Source organism: Streptomyces sp. NPDC014734, from assembly GCF_043083325.1.
Taxonomy (GTDB): domain Bacteria; phylum Actinomycetota; class Actinomycetes; order Streptomycetales; family Streptomycetaceae; genus Streptomyces.
The window spans coordinates 77,391-87,959 of record NZ_JBIBYN010000027.1; the positions used below are offsets into that span (position 1 = coordinate 77,391).

Here is a 10,569-nt window from a genome sequence, read left to right on the forward strand (position 1 = left end):
ACCGCGTTCACCGACGTGGCCCGGCCGTCCCGTCCCCCGCGGCGGCCGTGGCGTCGGCCCGGCCGTGCCTCGCACCCCGGCCCGCCCACGGATTCTCTCGGCCCCGCCCGGTGAGCAGGGCGTCGACCAGGTCGCTCAGCGGCCCGGCGAGGTCCTGCTCGGTGGCCGACGCGAGCGGTTCCAGGCTGCGGGAGGCGCGCAGCACCGTGACACCGAAGGCCACGGACAGCACGAGTTGGGCGCGCAGGAGAAGCTCATCGTCGGCGGGCTCCCCGGATCCTTGACCGGCGGGCTCCCCGGATCCTTGACCGGCGGGCTCCCCGGATCCTTGACCGACGGGCTCCTCGGAGCCGTGGCCGACGGCCGAGGCGAGCCGCTCGCTGAACGTGCGCAGCAGGCCGCTTCGCATCCGTTCGGTCCGTTCGTCGCCGGAGGAACGCAGCAGCAGGAGCAGTGCGTCGCTGTGACCGTCCGAGGCGAGGAGCCCGGCCGTGTAGGTGCCGATCCGTTCCGGGGCCCGCCCCAGGTCCGCCACCGCGGCCGCGGTGTGGACGAGTTCGTCGATGACCGCCTTCAGACAGACCTCGAAGAGACCTTCCTTGGACTGGAAGTAACGGTTGATGAGGGCGACGTTGACGCCGGCGTCGTCGGCGATGTCGCGCACCGTGGTGGCCGCGTATCCGTCATGCGCGAAACGGCGACGGGCCGCATCGAGCAGAAGCCCACGAGTCCTGGCGCCGCTCCCCCGCCGGGACGCCGACGGGGCGCCGGCCGTCGTCGCCGGTGGCGTGGGACCGGCCTGGGAACTGCTGGCTTTCATGGCTGCCCTCTCTCCGCCCGAACGGTACGTCCGATCGCGCCGTCATGTAAACAAATGTTGACCACGGACCCGGGCCTGCCCTAGCTTCCATGTAAGCAAATGTTTACTTATGGCTCCGGGTCAGTGGGTACACCCCGGCAGCCCCCTTCACCTTATGGAGTCCCGAATGGACGCCCCCCAGCCCACGGCCCGCACCGGCGGTGTGGTCGCCACGCTGGCCCTCGCCGGAATCACCGCCGCGATCATGCAGACGCTGGTCACGCCGCTCATCGCGGAATTGCCCGGCATCCTGCACACCACGCCGTCGAACGCGGCGTGGGTGATCACCGTCACCCTGCTGGCGGGCGCGATCTGCGTACCGATCTCCGGACGTCTCGGCGACCTGCTCGGCAAGCGCCGCATGCTCCTCGCCTGCTCCGTTCCGCTCGTGGCAGGTTCGCTCGTCTGCGCACTCGCCTCCTCCGTCATACCCATGATCATCGGACGCGGGCTCCAGGGCATGGGCATGGGCATGGTGCCGCTCGGCATCGCCCTGCTGCGCGACGTGGTCCCGGCGGAGAAGCTCAGCTCCTCCATCGCGCTGGTGAGTGCCTCCATGGGCATCGGCGGCGGGCTCGGTCTGCCGATCGCCGCGGCGGTCGCCCAGTACGCCGACTGGCGCGCGCTGTTCTGGGGCTCCGCCGTCCTGGCCATGGCGATCGCCGTGGCGATCTGGTTCTTCATTCCCGAGGTCCCGGCCGCCGCCAAGGGCCAGCGCTTCGACGGCCTCGGCGCGGCAGGCCTCGGCGCCGGGCTGATCTGTCTGCTGCTTGCCGTGTCGAAGGGAGCCAACTGGGGCTGGGGTTCCGCCACCACCCTCGGGCTGTTCGTCGCCGCCCTGGTGATCCTGCTGGCCTGGGGCGCCTGGGAGCTGCGTACCCGCGATCCGCTGATCGACCTGCGCACCACGGCCCGTCCGCGGGTGCTGCTCACCAACATCGCCTCGATCTTCGTCGGCTTCGGCATGTACGCGAGCATGCTGGTGGTGCCGCAGCTGCTCCAGTTCCCCGAGGCCACCGGCTACGGACTGGGCCAGTCGATGCTGGCCGCCGGGCTGTGGATGGCGCCGGGCGGCATCATGATGATGATCGTCTCGCCGCTGGGCGGGAAGCTCACCGACGCACGCGGCCCGAAGTTCACCCTGATCTGCGGTGTCCTGGTGCTGGCCGCCGGGTACGGACTGTCGCTCGTGCTCATGGGTTCCGCGCCGGGCTTCATGGTGGCGCTCATGGTCATCAACAGCGGTGTCGGCCTCGCCTACGGTTCGATGCCCGCGCTGATCATGAGTTCGGTGCCGCTCTCCGAGACCGCGGCCGCCAATGGCTTCAACACCCTCATGCGTTCGCTGGGCACCTCGGTCGGCGCCGCCGTGATGGGTGTGGTCCTCTCCCAGATGACCGTCACCATGGGCGGTCACACCTTCACCTCCGAGAGCGGCTTCCGCACCGGCCTGATCATCGGCGGCGGTGTCGCACTCGTCGCGGCGCTCATCGCGAGCGTCATCCCCGCCGCCCGGGCCGCCTCGATCGGGGACGGCAAGAAGGCCGGCGCCTCGCCCGAACAGGTCACGGCCGAGGTCTGACCGCGCTTCGCCACGGGACGGGCGGATGCCACGGAGTCGGGGCCCCTCCCCGACCCCGTCCGCCGTCCACAACCGGCAGTGCCTACCCGGTATCGCCCCCGGCGGGGCTCCGCCACCGCCCTCCTTGATGTGGACAGGACGACAGAGCAATCCGCCATCGTGTCCACATCAAGCCACCCGGTACATTCACCGGTCGAAGCATCTTCCGGCCAGGACGAGGGGGACCGGCGTGACAACGGCCGAAACAGCGGGAGCGAACGGAACGGGCAGAGCGGAGGGGACCTCCTGGGGAGCACCCCTTCCCCAGCCGACGTCCGCACGCCCCCGAGTGCTGGACTCCCTGCTGTGGGCGGTGCTGATTCCGCTGGTCACCGTGGTGAGCACGGTCCTCGGCCTGTACCTCTGGTTCTGGGCCGGTGTCGTCCTCATGATGGTCGCGGCGGCGACCGCGGCCATCATGGCCGGCGGCATCTGGCACCGCGCGGGGGCCGCGGTCGTCGCCACGGCCACCACCATGGCCCTCGGCTTCTTCGCGGGGCCCACCCTGCACGAGGCGTACCTCAAGCGGTTCGGCGACAGGGCCGATGCCCTGGTGGTCGACACCTCCAGGACGGTCAATCCCAAGGGCACGGAAACCGATCTCTGTCGCGTCGTCGACACCTCGGGAACGGTCCAGGACCTGGACGAGACGCAGAACTGCTACGGCCAGTTCGAGCCCGGGCAGCACGTCGTCCTGTTCAAGGACCCGGTCGGCGGCCTCAAGCCGTGGATCGAGGCCTCGAACGACCGCAGTCCCGACGTCGTCAGTCTGTCGGCCACCGGTGGCCTGTTCGCCACCACCGTCGCGACGCTTCTCCACGCGGGCATACGGCGACGCTCGGGCCGGGAACAGGACGCGAGGAAACTCCGCGCGTACGGGCCTCCACGACGATCGGAGCCGTAGCCACCGACGTGTCCGGACGGCACCACCACACCCCGATCCCGCGACACCCGTCCGCTACGCCGCCCGTGCGCACCAGCACGGAGCCTCCCGATCAGAACGGCTCGTCCAGCCCCTCCGTGTCCTCTCCCTCTTCCTCCAACGCCTGACGCACCACACGCAGGGCCATCCCCTCCCCATACCCCTTGCGGGCGAGCATGCCCGCGAGACGGCGCAGTCGCCTGTCACGGTCCAGGCCGCGGGTGGAACGCAGTTTGCGCGCCACCAGGTCGCGGGCGGTCGCCTCCTCCTGCTCCGAGTCGAGCTGTCCCACCGCCTCGTCGATCACGGCGGGGTCCACCCCCTTGGTGCGCAACTCGCGGACGAGCGCCCGACGGGCGAGCCCGCGGCCATGGTGCCGGGACTCCACCCAGGCGTCCGCGAAGGCGGCATCGTCGATCAGGCCGACGCCCTCGAAGCGCGACAGCACCTCTTCTGCCGCCTCTTCCGGGATCTCCCGCTTGCGCAGGGCGTCCGCGAGTTGCTTCCGGGTACGCGGGGTCCCGGTGAGCAACCGCAGGCAGATGTTGCGGGCCTGCTCGACCGGGTCTCGCGACTCCCCCCGCTCGGCCCTCGACGAGGAGGGGGAGCCGCTGCTTCTGGAACGGGTGCGGGCACGGCGGCCCGCTCCCTCGCCGGTACTGCGGCCGGCCCCGGTTTCCGGCCCGTACTCCTCCCCGGTCCCGGCCGTATGCCCGGCGGCGGGTTCCGAACCGGGACGGGCGCTCGGGTCCGCGGCATCGACCGGCCATTCCGTTCGACGTGTCACGGCCTAGCTCTTGGCCGCCGCAGCCTTGGCAGCCTTGGTCTTGCCGGCCGGAGCAGGGGTCGACTTCGCGCTGTCGGCCGGCTTCGCGCCGTCGGCCGATGCCACGGCGCCGCCCGCCGCGCCGGCGGCGGTTTCGGTGGCGCTGTCGTCCGGCCGCACCCCGACACCGAGCTTCTCAAGGATCTTCTTCTCGATCTCGTTGGCGAGATCGGGGTTGTCCTTGAGGAAGTTGCGGGCGTTCTCCTTGCCCTGGCCGAGCTGATCGCCCTCGTAGGTGTACCAGGCGCCCGCCTTGCGGACGAAGCCGTGCTCCACGCCCATGTCGATCAGGCCGCCCTCGCGGCTGATCCCCTGACCGTAAAGGATGTCGAACTCGGCCTGCTTGAAGGGCGGCGAGACCTTGTTCTTCACGACCTTGACCCGTGTGCGGTTGCCGACCGCTTCGGTGCCGTCCTTCAGCGTCTCGATCCGGCGGATGTCGAGACGCACCGAGGCGTAGAACTTGAGCGCCCGGCCACCCGTCGTGGTCTCGGGCGAACCGAACATCACGCCGATCTTCTCGCGCAGCTGGTTGATGAAGATCGCCGTGGTCTTGGACTGGTTGAGCGCACTGGTGATCTTGCGGAGCGCCTGGCTCATCAGCCGGGCCTGCAGACCGACGTGCGAGTCGCCCATCTCGCCCTCGATCTCGGCACGCGGCACGAGCGCGGCGACGGAGTCGATGACGATCAGGTCGAGCGCGCCGGAGCGGACCAGCATGTCCACGATTTCGAGGGCCTGCTCGCCGTTGTCCGGCTGGGACAGGATGAGGTTGTCGATGTCGACACCGAGCTTCTTCGCGTACTCGGGGTCGAGAGCGTGCTCCGCGTCGATGAAGGCCACCGAACCGCCGAGCCTCTGCGCGTTCGCCACGGCGTGCAGCGTCAGCGTCGTCTTGCCGGAGGACTCCGGCCCGTACACCTCCACCACACGGCCGCGCGGCAGGCCGCCGACCCCGAGGGCCACGTCGAGCGCGGTCGATCCGGTGGGAATCACCTCGACGGGCTCGTTCGGCCGCTCGCCGAGGCGCATCACCGCGCCCTTGCCGAATTGCCGTTCAATCTGTGCGAGTGCGGCGTCCAGCGCCTTCTCGCGGTCGGTTCCTGCCATGGGTTCCACCCGATTTGCTTGAGTCGATCGCTTCACGTCAAAGACGCTAACCCCTGCCACTGACAATGGGCCTCGACGTCCTCCCGTCCTGTGGATAACTCCGCGGCCGGGACCCGGGAGACCCCGGCCGGAATCCCATAAGAATGGATGTTCGATTTTAGTGTCAAGCGCACCGCGCCGGACCGCCCCGTCCCCGTTCCGCCGCCGTCACGCCCCGCCGGGGAGGCCGCGGCCTTCCCGGCGGGCCGGGCCCGACGCAGCCCGGCCCGACACGGCCCGGCGCGGTCAGGCGCGCTCCGGGCCGCTTTCCTCCCCGGCCCGGCCGTCGCGGGCCCCGTCGTCATCGCCGCCCGCCCACAACGACCGGCGCACCCGTGTGAGCAGCGCCTCACCGCGTTGCCGACGGCCGTGGACCCGCGGGTCGTCCGTCACGTCGTACCGCTTCACATAGGCCCCGAGGAAGGCCTGGAGGGTGGCGACGGCGGGGATCGCGATCAGCGCACCCACGGCCCCCATGAGTGCCGTGCCCGCGATGACGGACCCGAAGGCCACCGCCGGGTGGATGTCGACGGTCCTGGCGGTGAGTTTGGGCTGCAACGCGTAGTTCTCGAACTGCTGGTAGACCACGACGAAGCCGAGCACCCACAGCGCGTACCAGGGGTCGACGGTGAACGCGATCAGCATCGGCAGGGCACCCGCCAGATACGTTCCGATCGTGGGGATGAACTGGGAGACGAGTCCGACCCAGATGGCGAGCGCGGGGGCGTACGGAACGCCGAGGATCACCAGCACGATGTAGTGCGCGACGCCGGAGATGAGCGCCATCAGGCTGCGCGAGTAGAGGTAGCCGCCGGTCTTGTCGACCGCGATCTCCCAGGCCCTGAGGACCTCCGCCTGCCTGGCGGGCGGCAGCACCGAGCACAGGGCGCGCCGCAGCCTGGGGCCGTCGGCGGCGAAGTAGAACGAGAACAGGAAGATCGTCAGGAGACGGAACAGCCCGCCGAGCACGGTGGCGGATATGTCGAGGACCCCGCTCGCACTGTTCTGGACGTATTTCTGCAGCCAGTCCGAGTGCAGCAGGCTGTCCTGGACCTCGACCCGGGAGAGCTCGGTACGGAAGTTCTGGTTGACCCAGTTGATCACCGAGTCCAGGTACTTCGGGAAGTCCTCGACCATGTCGACGATCTGGCCGGCGAGCATCGAACCGAGCAGGACCACGAAACCGGTGGCGGCTATCAGCACGACGAGGAAGACCAGGAAGGTGGCGAAACCGCGCCGCATCCCGCGTGCCGACATCCGGCTCACGGCCGGTTCGATGGCGAGCGCCAGGAAGAACGCGATCAGCACGTTGATCAGCAGCCCGATCAGCTGGTCGAACGCCCAGCTGCCGAGCCGGAAGCAGGCGTAGAGAGCCAGGGCGAGCACCATGGCACGCGGCAGCCACACGGGCATGCGGGCCGGGCGGGTACCGGACGGCGCGGTCGGCGGTTCGGGCGGAGCGGGCTGAGTGGGAGGTGGCTGGATCTGGGCTGTCTCGTCTGCAGGTGACACCGCTCCAGTCTCGCCTACCTCCGCGGCAGGCAATGGCCCGCCCCGGACGACATCACGGGTCCGGCCGTTGACGGAACGGAGTCAGCGCTGGTCGGAGGGGATGCCGACCGCCGAGCAGACGCCGCGCCAGACGTCCTTCGTCTCCCAGCCCGCGGCAAGTGCCTGGTGCACCGTCCGTCCGCCGAGTTCGGCCATCACATGGTCGCGCGCGAAGGAATCGGCGTACGCCGCGCCGAAGTGGTCCGCCATCCGTTCCCAGAAAATCGTCAACCGCATGCCCTCAGTATCCCGCTCCTGAGGGTGCAGCCCGGCCGCTACGGCTCGCCGAGAGCGCTTACCGTCCTACGGTCGGTCCATGGCTGGAACCGGAACAAGTCCCCTCAATCGTGCCGAGCAGTTCATCTGGCTCACGGCCCGTGTCCTGGAACAGCGGCGGTTCGCCCACCACTTCCTGAACGGGAGCGCCGACGCCGTGGAGACCGCGCTCGCCGCCTACCTCAACGAGGACGGCGGATACGGGCACGCGCTCGAACCCGATCTGCGTGGCCCCGTCAGTCAGCCGCTGCACACCGCGCACGCCCTGAGTGTCCTCGACTCCATCGACCGCTGCGGCGGACTGCGGGTGGAGCGGATCTGCCGCTTCCTGACCGATGTGTCGACCAAGGAGGGGGCGCTGCCCGCGTTGTTGACGACGCAGCGCGGCTATCCGGCCGCACCGTTCATCCCGATCGTCGACGACCCGCCCGCGGAGCTGCTGGCCACCGGCCCCGTCGTCGGCCTCCTGCACCGCAACGCGGTGTGGCACGCCTGGCTGTTCCGGGCCACCGACTTCTGCTGGGCCGCGGTCGACGCCCTGGACCGGTCGCATCCCTACGAGATCGAGGCGGCGATCGCGTTTCTGGACGGCGCTCCGGACCGGGCCCGTGCGGAGGCGGCTGCCGATCGGCTCGGGCGGCTGGTCCGGGAACAGCGGCTCGTCGTGCTGCATCCCGGACGGCGCGCGGAGTATCCGGTGGCTGCGGGTTATGCGCCGGGGGAACAGCACTTTCCGTACGACTACGCCCGCACGCCCGAATCACTCGCGCGCGCCTGGTTCACCGACGAGGAACTGGAGCGCTCGCTCGACCATCTCCGGGCCGAGCAGCAGCCGGACGGCGGCTGGCCGGTGAACTGGCGCCAGTGGGCACCGGGGACGGCTCTGGAGGGCCGCCCCCTCGTGACCCTCAAGGCGCTCCTGACCCTCCGGGCCCACGGACGCGACATCGGCTGAGCCCGCGGGGCCCTCGCGGTGGGCGCCGAACCGCGGCGGGCCGCGGCGGGCCGCGGGCGCCCGCGGGAAGCGAGTACCGGCACGGAACGGGTACCGGTGGGAAACGGGTGCCGGTGCCCTCCGGACCGTTGCCGCCCCGGCCCGGAGGGCACCGGCACCTGCCGAGAGCGGGCGTCGGGCGCCCGGGCCGGTCGCGGACGAGCGGGAGGCCCGGCCCGGAACCGGAGCGTCCGGGCCGGGCCCCATGAATGGCCGCGCCTCACCAGAGGGCCGGCCCGAGAGCGCGCACCACAGCCGTGACGAGCACGGCGGCTCCCACCACCACGAGGAAGGGCGCGCGCAGGACGAGTGCGAGCGCCGCGGCGGCGAGCCCCGCGGCCCTGGCGTCCAGGGTCAGATGCTGCCCGTCGCCAAACGTCTGCTGTGCGGTGAGCGCGGCGAGGAGCGCCACCGGCAGGAGCACGGCGAGCCGCCGCGCGAGCGGGCGTTCCAGCGCGCCCGCGGGCACCAGCAGCCCGAGCAGCTTGGCGAGGTAGCAGCCGGCGGCGGTCAGTGCGATGGCGATCCATACGTTCATCGGTCCGCCTCCGTCGAGGTCGTCGAGGCCGTCGAGGCCGCAGCCGCGGCCGGACCGGAGGATGTCTCCCTTCCGCGCCCCTTCAGGAAGAGGACGACGGGTGCGGCGAGCGCGGACACCAGGACGGGGAGGCCCGCGGGCAGAACCGGCAGCAGCCCGAGGACGAGCAGGACCGCGACGGCGGCGGTGACGCGTTCCGTCGTGCTCGCCAGCATCGGTGCGAGCAGGGCGAGGAAGACCGCGGGAGACGCCGCGTCCAGGCCCCAGGCATCGGTGTCGCCGAGCGCGTCGGCACCGAGCGCGCCCAGCAGGGTCGTCAGGTTCCACAGCACGTAGAGGGTCGCTCCGGTGACGGCGAAGCCGATCCGCGCGGCCCGCCGGGTGGGCTGCGGCAACGTCACGGCCGTCGTCTCGTCGATGACCCACTGGGCGGCGAGCGGACGCAGCGCGCGCGGGAGCGCGAGGAGCTGCGAGAGCCGCAGGCCGTAGAACGCGTTGCGCACGCCGAGGAAGAAGGCCCCGGCGGCCGCGGTGTACGGATTGCCGCCCGCCGCGAGGGCGCCCACGAGGGCGAACTGCGAGGCGCCGGTGAAGACGGCGAGACTGAGCACACAGGTCTGCAGCAGACTCAGGCCGGATCCGGCCGCGGTCACGCCGAAGGCGAAACCGGAGAGTCCGACGGCCGTCCCCACCCCGAGCGCGTCGCGTACGACGGCAGCGTCCGTCTTCGCTCCTGCCACGTCCGTCTTCGCTCCGGCCGTGGTCTCCTCCGCTCCGGCCACAGCCTTCTTCCCGCGGGTCGTGCGCCCCGTCGCGGCGGCCGTGTCCCGCTTCTCCCCGGGCGCGTCCGGCCGGTTCGGTGCGATCAGGGCTCCGTCGGCGCACGTTCCCGCCGCCTCGCCGCGGCACTCCGCGGGCGATATCTCTTCTGTCACATCCGGGACGCTACGTGTCGAGGTCGGGACCGGTCTTGTACGTTCTTGCACGTTCGCGCTGGTATGCGCCCGGCGGTACCCCCACGATCCGGGTGAAGTGACGGTTGAGGTGCGGCTGATCGGTGAAGCCCACCTCGGCGGCCGTCTCCGCGGGCGACCTCCCCGCGTCGAGCATCCGGCGCGCGGCGCGCACCCGGGCGTCGGTGAGCCAGGCGTGCGGGGGCATCCCGTACTGCTTCTTGAAGGCCCTCAGCAGCGCGAACGGGCTGGTGCCGAGTTCCGTCGCCAGTGCTTCCAGGGTGGGTGGCCGCACCATTCTGCCCTCCAGCACGTCCCGGGCGCGTGCCGCGTCACGGGCACCGGCCGAATGGGTCGCGCGGGCGGGCAGCACACCGCCGTGCCGGCCGAGCAGGCGGGCGACCAGGACCCTCAGGACGGTGTCCGCGGCGAGCGCGTTGCCCTCCTCGGCGGCCCGGTGGACCTCACCGATCAGCCGGGCCGCGTGCGGGTCCACGACACCGGTCTCGGTGAAGCCGACGGTGCCGCGCAGACTCGTCGTCTCGGCCGCGATGTCATTGATCACCTGCGCGGAGGGGTACAGCGTGGCGTACACCCAGCCCTCCGGGACACCTGCCCGGGCGGTGTGCGGCACCTCGGGGTTGATCATGACGACGACGCCGGGGCCCGCGTGGACGGTGCCACCCGGCAGCCCGACGTCCTCCACCCCCCGGGTGATGGTGCCGAGGACGTATCCCTCATGGCTGTGGCGCGGAAAGGTGTGGCGCACGTAGCGGGCGCGCAGCAGATCGAGGTCCGGCAGATCCGCGTACTGCCAGTACCTCGCCCACTCCCCGGATCCCGGCTCCGGCACCACCGCCATGGACGCATTCTCCCAGGT

General features: G+C 71.1%; 11 protein-coding genes. 3 read left to right on the plus strand and 8 right to left on the minus strand.

Annotated features, from left to right (window positions below; genetic code table 11):
• Positions 1-7: 7 nt before the first annotated feature.
• A complete protein-coding gene (locus tag ACF1CT_RS31980; RefSeq protein ID WP_391787493.1) occupies positions 8-820 on the minus strand; it encodes a TetR family transcriptional regulator in 813 nt (270 codons plus the stop codon).
• Between the two features lie 166 nt (positions 821-986).
• On the opposite strand from ACF1CT_RS31980, the gene ACF1CT_RS31985 reads away from it, so the two are divergent.
• Together ACF1CT_RS31985 and ACF1CT_RS31990 are read left to right on the plus strand one after the other, a co-directional pair.
• Positions 987-2,441 (plus strand): MFS transporter, encoded by a 1,455-nt coding sequence (locus ACF1CT_RS31985; RefSeq protein ID WP_391787494.1) that lies wholly within the window; start codon positions 987-989, stop codon positions 2,439-2,441.
• 229 nt (positions 2,442-2,670) lie between these two features.
• Complete coding sequence (locus tag ACF1CT_RS31990) at positions 2,671-3,384, plus strand: hypothetical protein (RefSeq protein WP_391787495.1); 714 nt, start codon at positions 2,671-2,673, stop codon at positions 3,382-3,384.
• Positions 3,385-3,475: 91 nt separating this feature from the next.
• Here ACF1CT_RS31990 and recX read toward each other — a convergent pair whose 3' ends face one another.
• From recX to ACF1CT_RS32010, 4 genes are all read right to left on the minus strand, one after another.
• Entirely contained in the window at positions 3,476-4,189 is a 714-nt protein-coding gene (gene recX, locus ACF1CT_RS31995) for a recombination regulator RecX (RefSeq protein WP_391787496.1), read from the minus strand.
• Positions 4,190-4,192: 3 nt separating this feature from the next.
• Entirely contained in the window at positions 4,193-5,338 is a 1,146-nt protein-coding gene (gene recA / locus ACF1CT_RS32000; RefSeq protein WP_391787497.1) for a recombinase RecA, read from the minus strand.
• 285 nt (positions 5,339-5,623) lie between these two features.
• The gene (locus ACF1CT_RS32005; RefSeq protein ID WP_391787520.1) at positions 5,624-6,790 is read right to left on the minus strand and encodes an AI-2E family transporter; all 1,167 of its coding nucleotides are present in this window, start codon (positions 6,788-6,790) and stop codon (positions 5,624-5,626) included.
• Positions 6,791-6,970: 180 nt separating this feature from the next.
• The gene (locus tag ACF1CT_RS32010; RefSeq protein ID WP_391787498.1) at positions 6,971-7,165 is read right to left on the minus strand and encodes a DUF3046 domain-containing protein; all 195 of its coding nucleotides are present in this window, start codon (positions 7,163-7,165) and stop codon (positions 6,971-6,973) included.
• 79 nt (positions 7,166-7,244) lie between these two features.
• On the opposite strand from ACF1CT_RS32010, the gene ACF1CT_RS32015 reads away from it, so the two are divergent.
• Complete coding sequence (locus ACF1CT_RS32015; protein ID WP_391787499.1) at positions 7,245-8,159, plus strand: hypothetical protein; 915 nt, start codon at positions 7,245-7,247, stop codon at positions 8,157-8,159.
• Between the two features lie 259 nt (positions 8,160-8,418).
• Here the strand turns inward: ACF1CT_RS32015 and ACF1CT_RS32020 are convergent, their stop codons facing one another.
• From ACF1CT_RS32020 to ACF1CT_RS32030, 3 genes are all read right to left on the minus strand, one after another.
• The gene (locus ACF1CT_RS32020) at positions 8,419-8,736 is read right to left on the minus strand and encodes an AzlD domain-containing protein (protein WP_391787500.1); all 318 of its coding nucleotides are present in this window, start codon (positions 8,734-8,736) and stop codon (positions 8,419-8,421) included.
• Positions 8,733-9,518: an AzlC family ABC transporter permease gene (locus ACF1CT_RS32025; RefSeq protein WP_391787521.1), complete on the minus strand. Its 786-nt coding sequence runs from the start codon at positions 9,516-9,518 to the stop codon at positions 8,733-8,735. Before ACF1CT_RS32025 ends, ACF1CT_RS32020 begins: the two co-directional genes overlap by 4 nt.
• Before the next feature lie 163 nt (positions 9,519-9,681).
• The gene (locus ACF1CT_RS32030; RefSeq protein ID WP_391787501.1) at positions 9,682-10,551 is read right to left on the minus strand and encodes an AraC family transcriptional regulator; all 870 of its coding nucleotides are present in this window, start codon (positions 10,549-10,551) and stop codon (positions 9,682-9,684) included.
• Between the last annotated feature and the right edge of the window lie 18 nt (positions 10,552-10,569).

What these genes read in the sequence shown, in the direction of transcription:
- ACF1CT_RS31980 (WP_391787493.1), bottom strand. Translation starts at nt 820, where the DNA reads ATGAAAGCCAGCAGTTCCCAGGCCGGTCCCACGCCACCGGCGACGACG.
- ACF1CT_RS31985 (WP_391787494.1), top strand. Translation starts at nt 987, where the DNA reads ATGGACGCCCCCCAGCCCACGGCCCGCACCGGCGGTGTGGTCGCCACG.
- recA (WP_391787497.1), bottom strand. Translation starts at nt 5,338, where the DNA reads ATGGCAGGAACCGACCGCGAGAAGGCGCTGGACGCCGCACTCGCACAG.
- ACF1CT_RS32005 (WP_391787520.1), bottom strand. Translation starts at nt 6,790, where the DNA reads ATGCCCGTGTGGCTGCCGCGTGCCATGGTGCTCGCCCTGGCTCTCTAC.
- ACF1CT_RS32010 (WP_391787498.1), bottom strand. Translation starts at nt 7,165, where the DNA reads ATGCGGTTGACGATTTTCTGGGAACGGATGGCGGACCACTTCGGCGCG.
- ACF1CT_RS32015 (WP_391787499.1), top strand. Translation starts at nt 7,245, where the DNA reads ATGGCTGGAACCGGAACAAGTCCCCTCAATCGTGCCGAGCAGTTCATC.
- ACF1CT_RS32020 (WP_391787500.1), bottom strand. Translation starts at nt 8,736, where the DNA reads ATGAACGTATGGATCGCCATCGCACTGACCGCCGCCGGCTGCTACCTC.
- ACF1CT_RS32030 (WP_391787501.1), bottom strand. Translation starts at nt 10,551, where the DNA reads ATGGCGGTGGTGCCGGAGCCGGGATCCGGGGAGTGGGCGAGGTACTGG.